At 35.3% G+C, this 21,370-nt stretch carries 18 protein-coding genes; 2 read left to right on the forward strand and 16 right to left on the reverse strand.

What is annotated here, in order from left to right; all coding sequences use genetic code 11:
• Positions 1–65: 65 nt before the first annotated feature.
• From NCE97_RS11665 to NCE97_RS11740, 16 genes are all read right to left on the reverse strand, one after another.
• Entirely contained in the window at positions 66–1,064 is a 999-nt protein-coding gene (locus NCE97_RS11665) for a DUF6090 family protein (RefSeq protein ID WP_353779446.1), read from the reverse strand.
• Positions 1,057–1,803 (reverse strand): DUF6090 family protein, encoded by a 747-nt coding sequence (locus tag NCE97_RS11670; protein ID WP_353779447.1) that lies wholly within the window; start codon positions 1,801–1,803, stop codon positions 1,057–1,059. Before NCE97_RS11670 ends, NCE97_RS11665 begins: the two co-directional genes overlap by 8 nt.
• 2 nt (positions 1,804–1,805) lie before the next feature.
• A complete protein-coding gene (locus tag NCE97_RS11675) occupies positions 1,806–1,997 on the reverse strand; it encodes a BAR domain-containing protein (protein WP_353779448.1) in 192 nt (63 codons plus the stop codon).
• Between the two features lie 82 nt (positions 1,998–2,079).
• The gene (locus NCE97_RS11680; RefSeq protein ID WP_353779449.1) at positions 2,080–3,324 is read right to left on the reverse strand and encodes a nuclear transport factor 2 family protein; all 1,245 of its coding nucleotides are present in this window, start codon (positions 3,322–3,324) and stop codon (positions 2,080–2,082) included.
• A 111-nt stretch (positions 3,325–3,435) separates the two neighbouring features.
• Positions 3,436–5,244, reverse strand: a complete 1,809-nt coding sequence (locus NCE97_RS11685) for an acyl-CoA dehydrogenase FadE (protein ID WP_353779450.1) — start codon at positions 5,242–5,244, stop codon at positions 3,436–3,438.
• 32 nt (positions 5,245–5,276) lie between these two features.
• The gene (locus NCE97_RS11690) at positions 5,277–5,630 is read right to left on the reverse strand and encodes a four helix bundle protein (protein WP_353779451.1); all 354 of its coding nucleotides are present in this window, start codon (positions 5,628–5,630) and stop codon (positions 5,277–5,279) included.
• A 40-nt stretch (positions 5,631–5,670) separates the two neighbouring features.
• Entirely contained in the window at positions 5,671–6,861 is a 1,191-nt protein-coding gene (locus NCE97_RS11695; RefSeq protein ID WP_353779452.1) for an acetyl-CoA C-acyltransferase, read from the reverse strand.
• Positions 6,862–6,938: 77 nt separating this feature from the next.
• Complete coding sequence (locus NCE97_RS11700; protein WP_353779453.1) at positions 6,939–9,347, reverse strand: 3-hydroxyacyl-CoA dehydrogenase/enoyl-CoA hydratase family protein; 2,409 nt, start codon at positions 9,345–9,347, stop codon at positions 6,939–6,941.
• On the reverse strand, positions 9,347–9,802 hold the full coding sequence (locus NCE97_RS11705; RefSeq protein WP_353779454.1) for a MarR family winged helix-turn-helix transcriptional regulator: 456 nt from the start codon (positions 9,800–9,802) through the stop codon (positions 9,347–9,349). The genes NCE97_RS11700 and NCE97_RS11705 overlap by 1 nt, the downstream gene beginning before the upstream one ends.
• Positions 9,803–9,889: 87 nt before the next feature.
• Positions 9,890–10,906 (reverse strand): response regulator transcription factor, encoded by a 1,017-nt coding sequence (locus NCE97_RS11710; protein WP_353779455.1) that lies wholly within the window; start codon positions 10,904–10,906, stop codon positions 9,890–9,892.
• 21 nt (positions 10,907–10,927) lie between these two features.
• Entirely contained in the window at positions 10,928–11,356 is a 429-nt protein-coding gene (locus tag NCE97_RS11715; RefSeq protein ID WP_353779456.1) for a hypothetical protein, read from the reverse strand.
• Between the two features lie 167 nt (positions 11,357–11,523).
• On the reverse strand, positions 11,524–13,299 hold the full coding sequence (locus NCE97_RS11720) for an AMP-dependent synthetase/ligase (RefSeq protein WP_353779457.1): 1,776 nt from the start codon (positions 13,297–13,299) through the stop codon (positions 11,524–11,526).
• A 75-nt stretch (positions 13,300–13,374) separates the two neighbouring features.
• Positions 13,375–14,133: a LytR/AlgR family response regulator transcription factor gene (locus NCE97_RS11725; RefSeq protein ID WP_353779458.1), complete on the reverse strand. Its 759-nt coding sequence runs from the start codon at positions 14,131–14,133 to the stop codon at positions 13,375–13,377.
• Between the two features lie 6 nt (positions 14,134–14,139).
• Positions 14,140–15,984 carry a sensor histidine kinase gene (locus NCE97_RS11730; protein ID WP_353779459.1) on the reverse strand — a complete coding sequence of 615 codons (1,845 nt, stop codon included), beginning with the start codon at positions 15,982–15,984 and terminating at the stop codon, positions 14,140–14,142.
• 3 nt (positions 15,985–15,987) lie between these two features.
• Positions 15,988–17,178: a histidine kinase gene (locus NCE97_RS11735; RefSeq protein WP_353779460.1), complete on the reverse strand. Its 1,191-nt coding sequence runs from the start codon at positions 17,176–17,178 to the stop codon at positions 15,988–15,990.
• A gap of 109 nt (positions 17,179–17,287) precedes the next feature.
• Positions 17,288–18,325 carry a hypothetical protein gene (locus NCE97_RS11740; RefSeq protein ID WP_353779461.1) on the reverse strand — a complete coding sequence of 346 codons (1,038 nt, stop codon included), beginning with the start codon at positions 18,323–18,325 and terminating at the stop codon, positions 17,288–17,290.
• A 248-nt stretch (positions 18,326–18,573) separates the two neighbouring features.
• Here NCE97_RS11740 and NCE97_RS11745 point away from each other — a divergent pair, with 248 nt between their 5' ends.
• The gene (locus NCE97_RS11745) at positions 18,574–19,068 is read left to right on the forward strand and encodes a T9SS type A sorting domain-containing protein (protein WP_353779462.1); all 495 of its coding nucleotides are present in this window, start codon (positions 18,574–18,576) and stop codon (positions 19,066–19,068) included.
• A gap of 3 nt (positions 19,069–19,071) precedes the next feature.
• Positions 19,072–21,255: a tail fiber domain-containing protein gene (locus tag NCE97_RS11750; RefSeq protein ID WP_353779463.1), complete on the forward strand. Its 2,184-nt coding sequence runs from the start codon at positions 19,072–19,074 to the stop codon at positions 21,253–21,255.
• Positions 21,256–21,370 lie beyond the last annotated feature (115 nt).

Here is a 21,370-nt window from a genome sequence, read left to right on the forward strand (position 1 = left end):
GAATGACAAAACGCTTTGTTTTGGTTGATTAGTGAGCGACGAATTTGGCGAAAGAATTTTATCATTTAGTCAATTTTAGTGGCGAATGGTATGGCACCGTTTTCATAACCATGTGTATAAAACACTATACTGTCACCTATTTTGCCAAATTCTAAAAAATTTGACCCTAACATAAATTTGTTTGGAGCATAGGGAAATAACCTTGTAGAGTCTCCACGAATTAAATAGGTTTCATTTCCCTTTCTATAGAGTTGAAAGTCATAATCAAATGGAGAACGATAGGCTCCCATATATATCGAATCGACTTGTATACCAACCATTGTTTTCGAATTTCCAGGTTCTAACAACTCTTCGATTTTGCCATAAACATCAATAGCCGCAAGTGCATAATTAAGATTTGCTCTTAGATAGTTGTTTACACCTTGATTTTGATAATCATTAACCAATCCTTTATATCTGACATTTTCCATAAAGAAATCGATGCGCTCTGTATTTTGATAGAGAGGGATCTGTGAAGAAAACCAATCATAGTGTTCAAAGAAGATATCCTCAAATTTCCCAGTTCGTTCTTTATACCTCAATTCTCTGTCTATTACATTAGCGTAATGATCATCATATAAGATTGCTAACTCTTCGAGCAGTGAATTGTACTCTGGTGGGATGACATCTTGGAGGCGAATTAGATTGGTGTACCCGCTATTTTTGAGTTTAATCATGGTTTCGTTAAAAATCAAATAATGCAAATGCCACGAGTTTGGATCTTCATATGCTTCTCGAGATATTTTATCATCAAGGACCAAGCGTGCCAAGGAATCCTTCTCTTCCCAATCAATTGTCAGCGCTATAATTTGTTCTATATCGATTTCTATGTCGTTTTGAACTTTTTGCAAAAGGGTATTGACTTTTAGTTTGTTCTGTCTTTTCTCATTCCAGTTGTTAATCTGTAATGCAATCAAAATACCAATCACAACAAGTATGATTTCACCAATGGCGTAGATGAGATACTTACTGAATTTGTTTTCAGACAATAGTTTTTGACGGACACGACGGAAGAATTTAATCATAGTAATCAGTTTCTGTGAGCCTAATAATGTTATCTATAATTTTTACAATGCCTTCTCTTTCAACAACCTCAATTAAGTATTCTAATTCAGTAATTCTTTCTTCTCTAAAATTATATTCCCGCGTGCTAAGCCAAGTCTCCATATTTTGCTGACTAAATTCATCTTCGTAATTATAAGCTGCTCTTACCCATGGATAATATTCGTCGAATAAAAATTTCATCGCGAAATCTTCTTCTTCTAAATAATCACCTAACATATCGTTCCAAGAAATCAACATTCTTCGTAAGCTGTCATTTTGAATCAAATCAAATGAAGATGAGTTTATTAAAGCTCTAACAGTACCATTCTTGGGATTAAAAGATTTATTTGTGAACATCTTACTTTGATAGATAAATAGGCTATCATTAAGATGATATGTTGAATAGTGTTCAACTTTCACTTCTTTTTTCATTTTGTACATTAAGTGTTTTAATCGTTTACCAGCTTTTAGAGCTTCTTTGTTATGTCTGATAATGGTGTCTAATTGTTCTTTATTTGATCGAAAATCTAGATTCAATTCTTTTAAATAAGCCCTCTCTTTTTCTCTTTCTTTTCTTTCTTCTCGCATCTCATTCAATTGCAACGCAATTAAAATTCCAATAACCACTAAAATAATTTCACCAATGGCATAAATGAGATACTTACTGAATTTGTTTTCAGACAATAGTTTTTGACGGATACGACGGAAGAACTTGATCATAACTATCCTATTTGGCCATCATTATCAATGTCCTGTCCTGAGCGTTGCTCTAGCAATCGTAAGGTTCGAGAGAGTAAATCCTTAGTTTTATCGAGTTCGTATTCCAAATCGGATACGCGTTGTTCTAAAGATTCGGCTTTGCCTTTTTGTTCTTCGAGTTGGCTTTGTTGTAACAAATCCCAAAATAGTCCCATGATGGTTGGTTTAAAGCAGTAGGACCGTTATGTAGAGTTTGGTTAGCTTATTATGTGTATCTAAAAATAATGAATTGTTACATCACTGAATGAAAGTGACCTTGCTGATCTTACCATTTTCAACTTCGTAAATCGCCACAGCATTAAAGACTTGCCCATTTGCCGTTACTTGCTCTTCATCAATCACTTTGTTGCCTATGACAATACGCTTTTTAATAAATGCTCTTAGATCTGGTGTACGATCGAACCAATCTTTATAGCTACTTCTCATAGCTTCTTTCCCTTCAGTTCTTAAAGTATTAGGATAGGCATACAGCTTTACATCATCTGCATAATCTTTCATAAAAGCGTCAATATCTCTAGCATTATAGGCATCTAGATTGCGCTGTACGATGGCTTCTACGTCACTCACTTCAGTAGTTTCGGTTGTGGAATTGGTTTCAGGATCTTTAGTTTCAACTTTTCCTCCGATTTCGGCTGCAACTAAAAACTTGTTTGAAATTGCATTAGTGGTGATTCGTGAGATTTTAGTAATACCATAAGAGGAAAGGTCTGCAATCTCTTTCCAATCGTTGTCTTTATTGAGTGTTAGTTTGTATAGTTTACTGCCTTTTCCCATTAAAATATCACCATTAATTACCCAGCACATGTCTTCGCTGCCTTGAAGTGTATTTGCTAGAGTTTTTATTTTTGCAGTGGCTATATTCAGTGACTTAATTTGCCAATTTGCTTCATCCTTTTTTGATATAAAACTTACTTCATTGGTGTTTGGTCTTTTATGAAAAGAGCGACCAACCTTTGTGTCATATTTTCGATTCCACCCTTCTTCTAAATTACTCACGTAGAGATTAAGGTCATTATCTTCTATTACAGCAGAAACAGCAATATATCCATTAAACCAAGTGTAATAGGCAACAACCAAATCGGCTATAAGTTCTTTAGATTCACCATTGCTTAAGCTATAACTATATAAGCGTTGTTTACCATCCGGGTCTAATCGAACTGCAGAAACTTCACGTTTATTAGGAATCTTTAAAGGCGTGTATTCGCCACCATCAGTAAAATTCAACCAGGTTTTAGTATCGTAGTTTGCGCGATAGGACACGATATCTGTTTGCCCTTTTCTGGTTGAAGCAAATAAAATCTGATTATCATTTACGAATGAAGGTTGGTTGTCATAACCTTCATTATTTGAGATGTTTTTTCCGTTAGAAAATTCATAAACACCATTATTTACCTTCATGTCAAATAAAAAGACTTCTGTATTGGTTTGTTGTGCTAAGGAACATATTGGAATTAAAAGCAGTAATGATAATAGATGTTTCATTTTGAAAGAAATTGTTTTCACTAAATATAAGGAAATAAAAAAAGCCATGCGTGATGACACATGGCTTACTTTCATTCAATTATAAGCAATTATTTGTAATTGTTTTTAGTACTAAAAACAATACGAGTTCTCAGCGGATAATTTATCAGCAATTTGAGTTCTTAATGCAACGACATTTGGCATGTTGGTATACTTTGTAAAGCGTTTTAAGCCCATAAGCATCATGCGTTGTTCATCACCTTCAGCAAAGCTTACAATACCTTCTTTAGCATTTTTGATTACGGTGTCGATTGCATTGTATAAGTATAATTTTGCCATAGCTATTTGATGCGATTGTGCATCTTCACCAAAACGCTTGGCATTCTTTTCAGTTCTAAGAATTGTAGACTCTGCCATATAAATCTCAATCAGGATATTAGAGGCAGCCATCAATAGTTGTTGATGTTCTTCTAATTGTGGTCCATACTTTTGAACACCTGCTCCAGCCACCATCAAGAATACTTTTTTCAGTTTATTGATGATTTCTTTTTCTTCTGAAAATAATTCAGAGTAATCTGGAGTTTCAAACGACGGAATTCCCATAAGCTCATCAGCGACAGCTGTTGCAGGACCCAATAAATCTACGTGTCCTTTCATAGCTTTTTTAACGAGCATACCAACAGCTAACATACGATTGATTTCATTAGTACCTTCATAGATACGCGAAATACGAGCATCTCTCCAAGCAGATTCCATAGGTGTATCTGCAGAGAATCCCATACCTCCAAATATCTGGATACCTTCATCTGTACAGTTCTGAATATCTTCTGAAACGGCTACTTTTAAGATTGAACATTCGATTGCATATTCTTCTACGCCTTTTAGTTCGGCTTCTTGATGTGTGTTTCCAGATTCTTGTCTGATGGCTATTCTGTCTTCAATATTTTTAGCGGCTCTATAGCAAGCAGATTCTCCTGCATAAGCATTGGTCGCCATTTCAGCTAACTTAGACTTTATTGCACCAAATTTTACGATTGGTGTTTTAAACTGAACACGCTCGTTAGCATATTTAACTGCTTCAGTAATCACGCGGCGTTGCGCATCTAAACATGCTGCGGCTAATTTGATACGACCAACGTTTAAAGCATTCATCGCGATTTTGAAACCACCACCACGCTCAGACAACATGTTTTCTACAGGCACTTTTGTCTCATTAAAGAATACCTGACGGGTAGAAGAGGAGTGAATTCCTAGTTTGTGTTCTTCTTCACCTAAGGTGATTCCATTTGGATTGTCTTTGTCATATTCAACAATAAAACCAGTAATGTTTTTATCATCTTCGATACGAGCAAAAACGATGAAGGTCTCAGCGAATCCAGCATTAGAAATCCACATCTTTTGACCAGAAATCTTATAGTGTGTTCCATCTTCTGATAGAACAGCTTTGGTCTTACCAGAATTTGCGTCAGACCCAGCGCCTGGTTCAGTTAAGCAATACGCACCAAACTTTTCTCCTGTTGCTAAAGCAGGTACATATTTTTTCTTTTGCTCTTCTGTACCATATAATGTGATTGGCATAGTGCCAATCCCTGTGTGCGCACCAAAGGCTGTTGCAATGGAACCTGTTGCACCTGAGATATAGTCACATACCAACATGGTTGATACAAACCCCATCTCTAGACCATCATATTCAGCAGGAACAGCAATACCTAATAAGCCAAGTTCACCAGCCTTACGCATAATCTCTTCCGTGAAAGCATAATCTTTCTTCTCGAAACGTTCTTTGTGTGCCCAGATTTCTCTGTCTACAAATTCTTTTACAGTTTCGAGCATCATTTTTTGCTCTTCTGAAAAGTCTTCAGGAGTAAATACATCGTCACAGCTCGTTTCTTTTACCAAGAACTGTCCACCTCTTAAAATATCTTTTTCTATTGCTTCCATTTTATTATTATAAATTTTTAATGTTGAATTTGTTACTTGGCCTGTAGTTGAGCTGTTTTAACAATTTTTGTTAATATGTTTACCAAATGCTCTACGTCTTCCAAATAAATACTAACATTTATACCTGTTATACTTGATTTATCTAATAATTGTAGCCAATATTTAGTTTCTCTAGCTTCTTTAGATGCAATTGACATCTTATAGATAAAATCTTTTTTAGAGAAACCTGCTGTTGCTTCTTGAACATTAGCTCCAATACTTGTTCCACTTCTTAATAGCTGTTTTGAGATGATGAATTCATTTTCGTTTTTTAATAATTTATAGAGTTCAATAATTTTAAGCGCAAACTCAAAACTTTTCTCAACTACAATATTTTCTTTCTTCATTTAGAATTCAACATTTGAATATTTAGAATTTAAAATAGCTTTAGTTTAAAAATTCAAAAATTCCAGCAGCCCCTTGTCCTGTTCCTACACACATAGTTACCATACCATGCTTACCTTGCATATTTCTTTTGCGCATTTCATCAAATAACTGAACTGATAGCTTTGCTCCAGTACAACCCAAAGGATGTCCGAGCGCAATAGCACCTCCATTTACGTTTACTAAATCTTGATTTAGATTTAGTTCACGCATCACTGCTAATGATTGAGACGCAAATGCTTCATTCAATTCAATAAGTTCAATGTCGTTTTGTTGTAATCCAGCTTGTTTTAATGCTTTTGGAATTGCAGCTACTGGACCTATTCCCATGATTCTTGGTGGTACACCAGCAGCGGCATAGCTTACCATTCTTGCAATTGGCTCGAGGTTCAATTCTTTAACCATGTCTTCGCTCATCACCATTACAAATGCTGCACCATCACTGGTTTGTGATGAATTACCTGCCGTTACACTTCCATTGGCTGCAAAGACTGGACGTAATTTTGCCAAGGCTTCTTTGTTAGTACCTCTACGAGGGCCTTCGTCTTTGGTTACTGTGAACCTACGATTCGCTTTTTTCCCATTACCATCAACATAGGTTTCTTCAACTTCTATTGGTGCTATTTGATCTTGAAAACGATCTTCATCTAAAGCCTTGAGAGCTTTCATGTGAGAGTTGTATGCAAACTCATCTTGATCTTCTCTAGAAATCTTATATTCTTGAGCTACTGCTTCAGCTGTATTCCCCATTCCCCAATAGTAGTCTTCGTGTCCCGAGTTTACGATATCGTAATTAAGCTCGGGCTTAAAACCTGTCATTGGTACAGAACTCATACTTTCTGCTCCTCCAGCGATAATGCAATCTGCCATTCCAGATTGAATTTTAGCTACTGCCATACCTATAGTTTCCAATCCTGATGAACAGAAACGATTTACTGTTACTCCAGGAACGTCTACAGTATTCAATCCTATTAAAGAAATAATACGTGCCATATTGAGGCCTTGTGAACCTTCTGGCATTGCATTACCAACAATAACATCATCGATACGAGCGACATCAAATTCTGGTAGTTTTCCCATCATGTATTGAATGGTTTCTGCTGCCAATTCATCTGCTCTTTTAAACCTGAAACCGCCTTTTTTGGATTTCCCAACGGCTGTTCTATATCCTTTTACTATATATGCTGTTTTCATAATTTTTCGATTTTTCGATTATTAGATTTTTTGATCGTTGGATTTCTAGAAATCTAGTGATCCAATAATCCAGTAATCTAATTACGCAATGGTTTACCAGTTTTTAACATGTGTTGGATACGTTCTAAAGTTTTGCGTTCAGTACAGAGACTTAAAAACGCTTCACGCTCTAAGTCCAGTAAATACTGTTCTGATACTTTAGTTGGTTCTGATAAATCACCACCAGCCATAACATAGGCTAGTTTATTTGCAATTTTTTGATCGTGTTCTGAGATGTAGTTTGAAGCATTCATAGAATCGGTTCCTACTAGGAACATTCCTAAGGCTTGCTTACCAAGTACTAATACATCTTTGCGTTTTGGTTTTTGTGAATATCCAGCTTCTGCCATGAGCTGAGCGTGTTTTTTAGCTTCTGCAATCTGACGATCTTTATTCACAACGACTACATCTTTACCTTTTTGAAGGATATTAGTGTCGAATGCTTCGTAAGCGGATGTGGCAACTTTCGCCATTCCTATTGTGAGGAAGTGTTCTTGTAAAACATTCAATTGAACATCACCTTTATGGAATAAGTCTGAAGCTCTTAACGCCATCTCCTTAGAACCTCCACCACCAGGAATCACACCAACACCAAATTCAACCAATCCAATATAAGTTTCTGCTGCTGCTACAACTTTATCAGCATGTAGGGATAACTCACAGCCACCTCCTAAACACATGCCATGTGGTGCAGCTACTGTTGGAATAGAAGAGTAGCGCATACGCATCATTGTGTCTTGGAAGTATTTGATCGCCATATTGAGTTCGTCATATTCTTGCTCTACAGCCATCATGAAAATCATTCCAATGTTTGCTCCAACCGAGAAATTTGCACCTTGATTACCAATCACTAGGCCTTCAAAATCTTTTTCAGCTAAATCCACCGCTTTATTCAATCCAGCCAAAACATCACCTCCAATGGTGTTCATCTTGGATTGGAATTCACAGTTCAAAATACCATCGCCTAAGTCTTCTACAACAACACCTGAGTTTTTGAATACTTCATTAGACTTTCTAATATTATCTAGAATGATGAACGCATCTTGTCCAGGCTTCTTCACTTGCGCTTTGGCATCGACATCATAATAATATGTTGCGCCATCTTTAATAGTATAGAATGAAGTTTCGCCTTTATCTACCATCTCCGTAACCCAAGCAGCAGGCTCTTTGCCTTCTGCTTTCATGAGTTCGATGCCTTCTTTAACACCTACTGCATCCCAAATTTCGAATGGACCATTTTCCCAACCAAAACCAGCTTTCATTGCATCATCGATACGATACAATTCATCTGAAATTTCTGGAATTCTATTTTGAACGTAAGCAAACATGGCTGCAAAATTCTTTCTGTAGAATTCGCCTGCTTTGTCTTTTCCACCAACTAATACTTTAAATCTATCTATTGGTTTGTCAATGGTTTTAGTCAATTCTATAGTTGCGAATGATGCACGCTTTTTAGAACGATATTCCATTGTATCTAAATCGAGAGAAAGAATCTCCTTTTTACCGTCTGCATTAACCGATTTTTTGTAAAACCCTTGACCAGTTTTGCTTCCAAGCCATTTGTTTTCCATCATGGTGCTGATGAAATCGGGTAGCTTAAACAACTCATGCGCTTCATCATCTGGGCAGTTTTCATAGATCCCGTTAGCAACATGCACTAGTGTATCTAGACCTACAACATCTACAGTTCTGAAGGTAGCAGATTTTGGACGACCAATTACTGGTCCTGTAAGTTTATCGACTTCTTCAATAGTAAGCCCAAGTTCTTTGACTTGATGGAATAAACTTTGAATTCCGAAGATTCCAATTCTGTTACCAATAAATGCTGGCGTGTCTTTTGCTAATACTGAAGTTTTTCCAAGGAATTTTTCACCATACATCATCAAGAAGTCTGTAACGTCTTGTTTGCAGTTTGGTCCTGGAACTACTTCGAAAAGCCTTAAATATCTTGGAGGATTGAAGAAGTGTGTCACAGCAAAGTGTTGCTGAAAATCTTCACTTCGTCCTTCATTCATAAATTTAATAGGAATCCCAGAGGTATTTGATGTAATTAAGGTTCCTGGAGTTCTATATTGTTCTACTTTTTCAAATACTTGTTGTTTGATGTCTAGACGTTCTACAACAACTTCCATGACCCAATCTACATCTTTGATTTTTGGAAGGTCATCGTCTATGTTTCCTGTAGTAATTCTATCTGCAAATTTTTGAGAATAAATTGGAGATGGCTTAGATTTTAAAGAGGCTTTGAGAGAATCGTTTACAATTCTATTTCTTACCACTTTGTCTTCTAAGGTTAAGCCTTTTGCCTTTTCTGCATCGTTCAATTCTCTTGGGACAATATCTAGAAGTAAAACTTCAACACCAATATTTGCAAAATGACAAGCAATACCGCTTCCCATAATTCCGGAACCGATGACTGCTACTTTTTTAATTCTACGTTTACTCATTATTTAATGATGGGTTCGTTTTGGTTATATATTTTTTTGTTTGATATCATGTTGTTGATGAGTTCAGCAACTTCATAAAAATGTTCAATCTTTTCTTCTGGGAGTTTGCTCTTAATGGCTTCGTTAAAGATGATAACTCGATCTCTTGAGTATTCGCGCTTTTCGCGACCAAACTCAGTGAGGTGAATAATAACACCACGACCGTCTTCAGGATTGGGCTTTCGCTCTATAAGTCCTTTTTCCTCCATGTTTTTTAATGTTCTGGATAGGCTAGTAGCTTCCATCCCCATTTTTGGCCCTAGAGATGTTGAGGCTGTACCACTTTCTGGATCTATGCTCAGCAAAGCAAAACCTGTCGCCATTGTACTATCGAATTTTGCTGCTTCTTCGTTGTACATTTTGTTAATGGCTAACCATGTGGTTCTGAATACGTAATCGATGGTCTTGTCCTTCATAACGAAAAGTTTGAATTACAAATATACAAAAATTTATTATGCATGCATAATAAATTTTAAACCATGATTTCTAAAATAGAGTAGTGGTTATTTAATGTCCATCGCCTCTTTTCGAGACTTGATGTTGAGCTTTGAGTAGATGTTACTCACGTGACTTTTTACAGTGCTCAATCCTATATTGTATTCTTCTGATATTTCTTTATTGGATTTCCCAAGTTGAATAAGCTGGAAAATCTTTCGCTCTTGAATACTTAAGGATTTTAGATGGCTGTTGTTGCTCTTGCTTTTACGTTTACTAAAATAGTAATTTATCGCGAATCCTAATATAAAGAAGAAAAGCCCAAAGACTATAAGCCAGAATGTTGAACTACTTTTTTCTTGTCGAGGAAGTTTGGTTCTTAACTCTCGGAAGTATGTGGAGTCTTCGTTTTTCCACTTTTCGAGATAGTTTTCGTAAAACAATTGATTGGATAGGTAAGTGGTTTCGAACTTACTATTGTTTAAGGCATATAGAGAAACTATGGCATTAGAGCTTGTGTCTGCTATGTGCCTGAGTTGTTCGTTGAGGGTTTTCTCCACAAATTGTTTTTTGAGCAGAACAGTGTCGGATTGCTCACTAAGTTTAATAATCTCATTTATGGCTTCCAGGTCATCATTGGGTTTGTAGCCATTCAATATATATTTATCAAATAAGCCTACACTGCCTGTATTATCTATGAAGACTGAAGACCGAGAGTTGGCAATAAAGAAGATGTGGTTTTCTTCATTACCACCAATAATTAATGACGCTGAAGGTGCATCTTTTTTTGAAACGTGTAGCCTAAAAAGATTGTCCTTATTTGGTAAGGCTTCTGTTGGAAATATAAAATAGCCTGATGTATCTATTTTGGCTTCAGCAATAATCATTTCGTTAGACATGGTAAACATGTCATTAAATGTAGGTATATGAGAAAGGTAAACTACAGGCTCCCAAATAGAATCGAGCTGTAGTTTACCATTTATGATTGGTTCGCTTTTTGATTGGGAGAAACTGTTGAAACATAATAGTATGCTCAACAGTTGCACTATAATTGATTGATTGATTGATAAGACTCGGCTGCTCATTAGTAAGCGCTTAGTTTTGGATTAATTCTGCATTGCACAAATTGAAATTTCTCCAGATACATCTTTGGGAATTAGTTTTACAACCCAATCACCTTTCATAGGGTCTTCAATTATTTTTTGCATTTGTCCGCACACTAATTCTTTTTTCTTGCTAGAAGACTTTAATTGACTTTCAATAGAGAAGTTTCCATGTTTTTTTCCTTTTGGGTCATAGATCTCTACTGTAAGGTAGCCAGACTTAATTGTGCCATTGACATTTAAGGACATATTTTCTGTATCGTCAGAGACTTCGACCTTAATTTCTTCTACATCAGAGCTACCATTGAATTCTATGTTTCTCATCGTTGATACTCCACTACATTGTTTCTGGGAATATTGTTGTGCAGAAACATTAGTCGGCATTAAGAAGAATAATGCTACACATCCAAATAACTTAATCGCGTTTTTCATGATTGATAATTTTTAAAGATTATATGCCAAAGTTATCTACTGAGCCATGAAACGTAAACTTTTTTGGGTTTGAAAAAAGAACGAAAAAAGGACTAAAAACGTCTATAGCCTCATAAAATATAGCATTTTATAAGGTAATAAACTAAAATCTGAATTCTTGTTGAATATTATTGTCTGTAGATCTTGTCGTAAAGGTCTTTGTAAATTTCTTTAATGACAGCACGTTTCATTTTCATAGTAGGTGTTAATTCGCCACCATCAATAGACCAGGCTTTTGGTGTTAATTCGAAACGTTTTATTTGCTCCCACTTTCCAAAGTTCTTATTGTACTTATCGACTTCTTTTTGAATACGTTTTATAACAATTTCTGAAGCTGTAATTTCTACTTCACTACTACCAATGTTATATTCTTTTAATTCTATCCAATCTCTAACAAATTCAAAATTAGGCTGAATCAGTGCAGCTGGCATTTTTTCACCTTCTCCAATAACCATTATTTGCTCAATAAATAAAGATTGCTTTAAATCATTTTCAAGAAGCGTAGGGATAATGTATTTACCACCAGAAGTTTTGAACATTTCCTTTTTACGACCAGTAATCTTTAGGAAGCCATCTTCGTCCACTTCTCCTTTATCGCCTGTATGGAAATAATCATTGGTCATAACCTCGGTTGTTTTTTCTGGGTCTTTGTAGTAGCCCATCATAACATTTGGTCCTTTGATTAAAATTTCTCCATCTTCGGCAATTTTGATTTCAACATTATCAATGGCTTTACCTACTGTACCAATTTTGTAATGATTGTCTCTATACATTCCGACCGAAACTACAGGAGAAGTTTCTGTAAGACCATAACCCTCCATAACTTTCATTCCTGCGGCACCGAAAACTCTTGCTAGACGAGGTTGTAAGGCAGCACTTCCAGATACCATGGTACCAAGTTCACCACCTAAGGCTTCTCGCCATTTGCTAAAAATAAGTTTATTGGCAATTTTCAATTTGAATTCATACCATGCCCCATTTTTACCGTAAGGTTCCCAACGTTCACCGAGACTTACTGCCCAAAAGAATAATGCTTTTTTAATACCTGTAAGCTCTTCTCCTTTTAGCATTATTTTATCAAAAACTTTTTCTAAAAGGCGCGGCACAACGCTCATAAGATTTGGTTTTACCTCTTTTGCATTGTCACCTATTTTATCTAAGGCTTCTGCAAAATAGATTGATGTGCCAGCATATTGATAGACATATATCAACACACGTTCAAAAATATGGCAAATAGGTAAAAAGCTTAAGACTCTTGTTTCACCAGATGTTGGTAGCGGAACTCTTTTTGAACTGTCCAAGGCATTACTTGTAATGTTATCATGAGATAGCATAACACCTTTAGGTTTTCCGGTTGTCCCAGAAGTATAGATTATAGTTGCTAAATCACTAGGTTTTACAGCATCTTTTCTGGCTTCAACTTCAGCTTGATTGCTTTCGTCTTTCCCTAACTCGAATAATTCAGAATAGTGCTTACAGCCTTCGATATGATCAAAAGAATAGACTTCTTTGATGCCTGTATTATGCCTTACCTTATTCACCTTTTCTAAAACTTCTTCATCTGAAACAAAGCAATAAATAGCTCCACTATGATTGATAACATACTGATAATCTTCTGAAGAAATTGTTGGGTATATAGGGATGTTTTGAGCACCAACTTGCAGAACACCGATATCCATGATATTCCACTCAGTTCTATTGGTAGAAGATATTACAGCAATTTTATCGTGCTTCTGCACACCCAATTTTAATAGAGCTCTACTCACTGCATTGGCTTTATCTATATACTCTTGAGTGGACATAGGAGTCCATTCGCCATTGTATTTAGTAACTAAAGCTGAGTTATTAGGTTTGTTTGCTAATTGATAATAAGGAAAATCGAATAATCGGGTAACTTCTGCCATTAATTATAATCTGTTTCTAGAATTGCAAAGTATGAAATTAATGAAGATTTAGCAAGTAGCCCAATTAGTACATGTTTAGTTGTGAAAAGAAGTCATTATATGAATGAAGTCTTCTTTTCTAGAGCGCGATATGCTTACTGTATCATTATTGTTCATTATAATGTATCCACCATCTGCCTTGACGTATTTTTTTACTTCTTTTAAATTAATGAGAAAGCTGTTATGAACCCTCATGAAGCCTTGCTCGAGCAGTAAATTTTCATATTCTTTTAAATGTTTACTGACTAATAGCTTTTCAGAATTTTTTAGAATGAATGCTGTGTATGAGCCTTCTGCTTTGCAATAAATAATATCATGAACTTCAATAAACTCGAAACCTTCGGAAGTCGCTAAACATATTTTGTTGAGTTTGGGTTTTTGCTCTTTTAGGTTGAGCATCAATGTCTCCAATTGCTTCTTATAGACTTTTTGGTTCTTTTTGGTTTGTGCTTTGTTTACTGCTTCTTGCAATTCTTCTAAATCAATAGGTTTTAGGAGATAATCCAATGAGCTAAACTTTACAGCTTTGATAGCGTATTGTTCAAAAGCTGTAGTGAAAATAACTTCGAAATTAAGATGAGAAACTTGATTGAGCATATCGAAACCTGTCCCCGTTTGTAGTTCTATATCCAAGAAAATCACATCAGGCTTTTTGGATTTTATAAGTTCTACGGCCTCATTTACTGTCGCTGCTAACCCAATAACTTCTATACCAATACAAAACTCTTCCAAGAGGCTCTTTAGAGTTTCTCTACTGTGCTTTTCATCTTCTACTATGACTGCTTTTAAACTCATAATGCTTTATTTAATAGGGATTTTAATGATGACTTTTGTGCCAATAGCTTTGCCATTAGAATCCATTTTATCAATTATTTCGATAGGCTCAGTGGTTATTCCTAAACTTTCCAAACGTTGTTTGGTAACTTCCAACCCTCTAGATTTTTTCTCACGTTTGTGTATGTGCCCTTTTTCTTCAGCAGCTTTTCTACCGATACCATTATCATCTACTTCACAAAATATTAATGTGTCATCTTTAGAGAACTGGATTTTCAATGCTTTAGGATCATCAGTTTTTGGTAGTAATCCATGAATAATAGCATTTTCAACGAATGGTTGGAGTAACATAAAAGGTATTTCCACAGAATACTCATCGAGGTCTTCATCCACAGAAATATCATAATTAAAGGCATTGTCGAAGCGCAATGATTCTAATTCTAGATAATCTTTTAGCATCTTTATTTCGTCATTAAGGACAACATTGGTTTCTATTGAACTTTCCAGAATATTTCGTGTTAATCGACTAAATTTTGAGAGATATTTTAAAGCTGAAACTTTATCGTTTTTAGTGACTAAATGCTGAATTGAACTCAATGAGTTGAAGATAAAATGTGGATTTATTTGTGCTCTTAGTGCTTTCGTTTTGTTAAGGAAAGCTTCTTGCTGGAACTGCAATTTTTCCTTGTATTCTTGTTGGATTTTATATGTAAGACCTGCTGCAAATATGAGAATTTCGAATGCTGATCCGGCAATCATATATATTCTACCACCTAAGAAGAGAAACCCTAAAGCTCCTGCCATATATAGGAATGATCCGATAACGACAAAATAAGCCAACTTGTTCTTTCCTTTAAAAAGCAGATATATCATACCAGCTAACCCAAAAACACTCATTATAAGACGTTCTATATCTAGTATATAAATATGTAACGTGAATTGTTTTGTTCCGAGGAAAACGGCATCTGCAACTAAGACTACTACAAGCATATAAGCGATAGCTTTTAGGGCGATATGCAGTTTAGGGTATTCTGTTTTGGTGTTTAGATAATACATTACAAACAGTATGTAGCACAGATTGATTGCTACTTGTGTTACTTGAAAAAATGTATAACTGGCGAGTCCATAGCCTCCAAAGAATAGATCATGGAGCTTAAAAATATCTGGTGTTAGATAGAGAAACAAGAATAGGGTATAAAGCGCATAATAGAAAAACTCTATTCGTTTGGAATAAATGAAGAACATCAATGTGAATAAAAACATCACCAAGCAAATACCAGTGAACAGATGTATGGGAACTAACCGATTAATGTCTCTCTTGCTATAGAATCTTTGGATGAGCTCCATTTGGTTTTGTGATATATAGAGAAATTTCCAATCGGAAGTATTACTAAAGAAAATGCAGCGTTGTACCTTTAAATAGATGTAACGATCTTCAAATAAATTTTCTGGACTAAAGGGAATACCAGGAAAGAATAGTATGGATCGTTGTTTGGGTCTGTTTTCAAAGCTTCCGATAATGTTTTCATCCACGATTCCATTTTTGTTATAGAATATCGATGTATACTCAAAAAGCCTATAACGCAGATACCAGATACTGTCTTTTGATAATGTTGACAATTCATCCTTTACATCAATCTGTACCCAATAAATATCCTCTGGTTTAGTTTTTTCTGAAAAAGCATCTGGACTCTTAAAGCGCGAGGTGTCTTTTAGAAGGTCTTGCAGCTTTAAGTTAGAGTCTTCGGTTTTATATAGTTTGAATGGAAGTGTTTTGCCAGCTCTTGAGAACATTGTATTGCTTTGGGTAAAAGCAATCATGCTCCAGAGGAGCATTTGAATAAGGATGATGTTTTTATTTGTTCTACGCATTAACTAAGCAACATTAGGAAGCTTTATAATGATATTGCCTCCATGATAATCTTTATTTTTAATAAAAGTGATTTCTTTTTCGATAGTGTATTCTTTAACCTGATTTAGTAATCGTATCTGATCTTGCCATTGCATAATTCGTTCCCTATATTCTGGAGTATAGAGTGTTTCAGAATTGGTTGGTTCATGTCGATAGATAACATTCATTTCAACATGTGTATTACTCACCTGAAACTGGATTTCTAACTCTTGTTGTTCAAGTTGATTAAAAATAGCATGTTCGATAATATTTTCGAACAGCGTCTGTATGACAAAAGATGGTATTATAGCCTCAGTTGTATTATAATCAATTTTGAAGTCGAACTTGTCGTTGTATCTTAATTTTTGAAGCTTCAGATACCAATTCAACATATCAATTTCATCCTTAAGATTTACAGTATCTTTTTCTAAATGTTTCAAATAAAACCGTATCAACTTGCTGAACACAGACAGATATTCTAAGGCCGATTTTTTATTTTCGGAAGTAATGAAATACTGAATGGCATTAAGTGCATTAAACACAAAGTGCGGATTCATTTGAGAACTTAAAGCTTTCAACTTTAGATCAACCAACTGCCTTTGAATGTCTAAGGCATGTTCTTGTTGTTCTGCATATTTCTTCTGCGTTCTTACACCTTTTATTTTGATGGCACATATCGATGATATGGTGAGTAGCATCTGTAAATGATGTTCTGAAAAGAAATCTTTATCAGGGTGTTCACAATCTATAATCCCAATAACTTCTCCGTCTATAATTATTGGCACACAAACTTCCGATAATCTAAACTCATCATCCATTCTGTAGCGCTCATCTTTTGAAGTATCATTGATGAGTTCAGCGATTCCAGATTCTGCTACATGACCAACAATTCCAGAGCCTAAAGGACGTTCTACGGGTTCGTATATTTCGAAATCTTTTGGGTTTTTTGGACCATAAGCAGCCTTTTGTATCATGGCATTTTTAGCTTCATCCAATAGATACACAACACAATCTACAAAGCCTAGCTTGGAAATGCAGTTTTTGGCTAAATCCCAGAGTATTTCTTCCTCATCATCAATGCCCAAAAGCGATTCAGAAAAATACATGAGAACATCAGAAAACTTAGTCTCGGTAGTTTCAGGATATAGTTCTGAATGTTGTGTAATTTTTACCATGATGAGATGAGTTAAATCTCCTAAAGGAGAAGATGAATTTAGGTATTATTTTTTTAACAGATAGAGCCACCACAATTGGTTAGAATTGTAATGGCTCGTATAAATTTGCTTATTGAGTGATGTACATATCCATTGTAAGATATACTTCACTGTTATTAATTACTTCGTAGTAAGTTATTTTGAATAAAGCTGTTCTGTTATCGTCAGTTCGCATTGCAAAAACACTGTTTTGTCCAATCTGTAGAGCTTTTTGTTCATTATCTCCAAACGCTGCATTTTCATAAAGCGCTTCAATTGTAAACGTGTCATAAATGTCATAGATACTAGTATCGACCACCTCATTGTTTAGTTCTTTGAACTTTGTAGTCGATTTATCGTCAATGTCATCTACTAAGCTAGCATTCCCTGCAGCATTTACAGAAGAGATAAAGATTCCTTCTACTTCATTGACACTGATTACAGCCGCAACTTTTTCGTTGATTTGCTCATTGATTACCTTATTTAAGTTTACACCTCCTACTTGGTTGCCATTAACTTCAAGGAATTGGGCAATCTGCATATTGTCTGGTTGTAATGGTAAACGTGTTTCCATAAATATGGTTTCTACAAATTGCATTGGTTGTTTTACCCAAGCGTCAGCAAATTCAAGAGTTTCAGTATTATTTTGGATGTCTCTAACTTCAGCAATAAAGTAGAACTCTTGGTCTATATCGATATTCGTAAAAATGTAACTAAGATCATAGGTAAATGTATTACTACCATCAACATAGTTTGGGTGTGTTGTATCTATAGTTTGATATTCTGACTGTACACCATTAACGACTTTATAGATAACCAATTCTACAAAACCTTCTGGTGCTGTTGCTTTTACAGAGTGTTGAAGGCTTCCATTTCCTGGAGCACCAATCACTCCTAAGAATAAATCTTCGGTTCCGTTAACTAACTCTAAAGTAGGGATTACAAATTGTTGTTCTTGTTCTTCTCCTTGTTCTGTTGGAGCTGGACTGTCTTCGTTACTACAACTTGTTAAGGAAGCAAATGCTAATATGATGTAGCATATTACTGTTGAATAAAGAAGATACATCTTTAATGTCTTTGTTACAGAGTTTCTAGTACTGCTGTTGTAAGTTTCTTTTGAAATTTTCATGATGAATGGATTTTAAATTTTTTGTTGAGGCAAACTTATGATGCCTCTGAAGTGATTTTTTATTCGAACTAATGAATGGTAATTTCTAGTTGATAAATGGTATACGTGATTTGTAATGTGAAGATTTACGAGGTCTAATTCAACTATATGCAATATATCAAGTGAAAATTACCAACTATCAATCCTCATAAAAAATAAGAGTAAGTCTAAAATAGCTTTGTGGTGTTCTTAATCAATAAATGAACATCATGAAACATTTTATTATCACTCTGAGTTTGCTTATAGCGTCTTTACAACTAAATGGGCAATCTATTTCTAAGCAAGTTATTGGGAGTTCGGGAAAAGCAATAACCAATGGAACTTATACTATTAATTATACAGTAGGAGAAACCATAGTCGGTAAGATTGAAAATGGACAGACTATTTATCAAGGATTTTGGGCAGAACTCAATAGTGATGAAACACTAAGTGTTCAAACATTGGTTGAGCAGACTGAAAGTATTTCAGTGTTTCCAAATCCAACTGTGAATCTATTACAGGTTAAATTCAAATTACAAGAAGCTTCTAATTATCAGGTACAACTTTATGATGTAAATGGTAAGCAAATCTTCAACCTTAAACCAGTATCACAAGGCGATATTACGAGAATGAATATTAGTCATTTATCTAGTGGTATGTATGTGCTTGTGATTGCTGATAAAACGTCAAACTATAATAAATCATTTAAAATCATAAAACGATAAGTCATGAAATCAAAACTACTTAAGACAAAATTTGTGATCTCGCTAATACTATTAGTGGTGAGTACATTAAGCTTTGCACAACAAGGAATCAATTACCAAGGTGTGGCAAGAGATTCTGAAGGTGAAGTTATTGTTGATACTGAAATAACTTTAGAGCTAAACATCAATCAAGCTACGGCAGATGGGACAACAGTTTATAACGAATCCCATACAGTATTTACAGATGCTAATGGTGTTTTTTCTATAGTCATTGGAGACGGTGTATCATTGGGTACAGATTCTTTTGAAGATGTAAACTGGGCCGAAGACAAACACTTTCTTAATGTGTGGCTTAATGGAGAAGAGATAGGAACAACAGAATTATTGGCAGTACCATATACTCACGCCATAGGAAAATGGCAAGCACATGGCAATGGTGTAACACCAAAAAGTACAGGTGGCTCAGTCTTTATTGGAGAAAGTTCGGGAGCAAGTGATGACTTAGATGATAATAACAATATTGGTATTGGTAACCTAACATTATTCTCTAACACTACAGGAGTAAGAAATACGGCTTTAGGAGAAGAAGCATTGTATTCTAATGAAACTGGGACCAATAACTTTGCTGTGGGTTACAAAGCTTTATATGAGAACACAACAGGGCTGGGTAATATCGGACTTGGACTTTTTGCCTTACACCACAATAGAGATGGCTTTGCAAATGTTGCTCTGGGAGGTTATGCACTTAGAAACAATACGCTAGGAAGAGTGAATATTGCTATAGGAAGCAGATCTATGTATCACAATACCTTAGGTGATAACAATGTAGCAATAGGAGAGGAGGCATTGTTCTGGAATGACAATGGAAATTATAATATAGCACTAGGATTTCAAGGTTTGAAGCAAAATATTAGTGGTGCAAATAATATAGCAGCTGGTTATAATTCATTATTAAACAACACTAGTGGAAGCTACAACATTGCTATAGGTAATGAAGCATTAGAGAGCACAACATTTATTAGTGACTTAATAGCAATAGGAAATGAAGCTTTGAAGGATAATATTAATGGTGATTTTGGTATTGCAATAGGGAAAGAGGCTTTAACTTCAAATACTGATGGTAATGGTAATGTAGCGATGGGTTATGAGTCTTTATTTAAAAATACGACTGGAAATTTTAACACAGCTATAGGATACAGGACCTTAGCAGAAGGCGTAGATAGCCAGTGGAATACTGCTATCGGGGGAAGTGCTTTAAACGATCATGTTAGTGGAGGGTTTAATATTGCTGTTGGTGTAAATGCACTAACCTCTCATGTAGATGGTATGCGTAATATTGGCATCGGAACAGCTGCTTTAATTTTGAGCGAAACAGGAAGTGAAAATATAGGTATTGGTTCTAACTCTGGGAGGAATAATATTTCAGGGAATCAAAATAGTTTTATTGGAATACGCTCTGGATACAACAATGAAGGTAGTGGTAATGTGTTTTTGGGATACTATTCAGGGTATAACGAAACAAGTAGTAATAAACTATATATCGAAAACTCAGATTCTTCTACACCTTTGATTTATGGAGAGTTTGATAATGAAATCCTAGGGTTTGATGCTAAAGTTGGTATTGGAACCCAATCACCAGCAGTGCCACTACACATACGTGGAGGAAGTGATGTTACTATAGGGCTAGGTACTGGGCAGCTTGTACTAGGTGACGAACTGGGTACAAATATGGCTTTAGATAATAACGAAATTCAAGCTCGAAATGCGGGTGTTGTATCAGACTTATATCTTCAAAATGAAGGCGGTGATGTAAGGATAGGAGGAGCTATTGTACAAGTTTCTGATAGACGTCTGAAGCGTGACATTGAAAATATTTCCTATGGATTAGAAGAAATAATGCAATTACGCCCAACTGAATATTTTTGGGTAGGTAAAGAGCAAGAATATAAATCCTTAGGTTTAATTGCTCAAGAAGTTAATGCGGTGATAAACAATGTCGTTAGTTATAGTGAAGATCAAGATAAATATGGAGTGAGCTACACCGAATTGATTCCTGTATTGATAAAAGCAATTCAAGAGCAAAACCATATTATTAAAGCACAACAAAAACGAAACAATCGTCAATCTAGAGAATTGGCAGAATTAACGGAACGCATCAAAGCAATCGAAACACTACTTTCTGAAGCTAATGGTATTGAGGGGTATTGATTAGCTGTCTGACAACGAGGCACTACTTTTTACTTCTTTCTTTTGTAGTGCCTTGTTTTTTAGTGACATAGATTCATTTGAAAAAAGTTCTTTAAAATTTTACGCAACCCTTCGA

This window comes from Winogradskyella sp. 3972H.M.0a.05 (assembly GCF_040493455.1).
GTDB lineage: Bacteria > Bacteroidota > Bacteroidia > Flavobacteriales > Flavobacteriaceae > Microcosmobacter.

Bases quoted from the DNA above. Each gene is read 5' to 3' on its own strand.
- NCE97_RS11665 (WP_353779446.1), bottom strand. From the start codon at position 1,064: ATGATTAAATTCTTCCGTCGTGTCCGTCAAAAACTATTGTCTGAAAAC.
- NCE97_RS11670 (WP_353779447.1), bottom strand. From the start codon at position 1,803: ATGATCAAGTTCTTCCGTCGTATCCGTCAAAAACTATTGTCTGAAAAC.
- NCE97_RS11675 (WP_353779448.1), bottom strand. From the start codon at position 1,997: ATGGGACTATTTTGGGATTTGTTACAACAAAGCCAACTCGAAGAACAA.
- NCE97_RS11680 (WP_353779449.1), bottom strand. From the start codon at position 3,324: ATGAAACATCTATTATCATTACTGCTTTTAATTCCAATATGTTCCTTA.
- NCE97_RS11685 (WP_353779450.1), bottom strand. From the start codon at position 5,244: ATGGAAGCAATAGAAAAAGATATTTTAAGAGGTGGACAGTTCTTGGTA.
- NCE97_RS11690 (WP_353779451.1), bottom strand. From the start codon at position 5,630: ATGAAGAAAGAAAATATTGTAGTTGAGAAAAGTTTTGAGTTTGCGCTT.
- NCE97_RS11695 (WP_353779452.1), bottom strand. From the start codon at position 6,861: ATGAAAACAGCATATATAGTAAAAGGATATAGAACAGCCGTTGGGAAA.
- NCE97_RS11700 (WP_353779453.1), bottom strand. From the start codon at position 9,347: ATGAGTAAACGTAGAATTAAAAAAGTAGCAGTCATCGGTTCCGGAATT.
- NCE97_RS11705 (WP_353779454.1), bottom strand. From the start codon at position 9,802: ATGAAGGACAAGACCATCGATTACGTATTCAGAACCACATGGTTAGCC.
- NCE97_RS11710 (WP_353779455.1), bottom strand. From the start codon at position 10,906: ATGAGCAGCCGAGTCTTATCAATCAATCAATCAATTATAGTGCAACTG.
- NCE97_RS11715 (WP_353779456.1), bottom strand. From the start codon at position 11,356: ATGAAAAACGCGATTAAGTTATTTGGATGTGTAGCATTATTCTTCTTA.
- NCE97_RS11720 (WP_353779457.1), bottom strand. From the start codon at position 13,299: ATGGCAGAAGTTACCCGATTATTCGATTTTCCTTATTATCAATTAGCA.
- NCE97_RS11725 (WP_353779458.1), bottom strand. From the start codon at position 14,133: ATGAGTTTAAAAGCAGTCATAGTAGAAGATGAAAAGCACAGTAGAGAA.
- NCE97_RS11730 (WP_353779459.1), bottom strand. From the start codon at position 15,984: ATGCGTAGAACAAATAAAAACATCATCCTTATTCAAATGCTCCTCTGG.
- NCE97_RS11735 (WP_353779460.1), bottom strand. From the start codon at position 17,178: ATGGTAAAAATTACACAACATTCAGAACTATATCCTGAAACTACCGAG.
- NCE97_RS11740 (WP_353779461.1), bottom strand. From the start codon at position 18,325: ATGAAAATTTCAAAAGAAACTTACAACAGCAGTACTAGAAACTCTGTA.
- NCE97_RS11745 (WP_353779462.1), top strand. From the start codon at position 18,574: ATGAAACATTTTATTATCACTCTGAGTTTGCTTATAGCGTCTTTACAA.
- NCE97_RS11750 (WP_353779463.1), top strand. From the start codon at position 19,072: ATGAAATCAAAACTACTTAAGACAAAATTTGTGATCTCGCTAATACTA.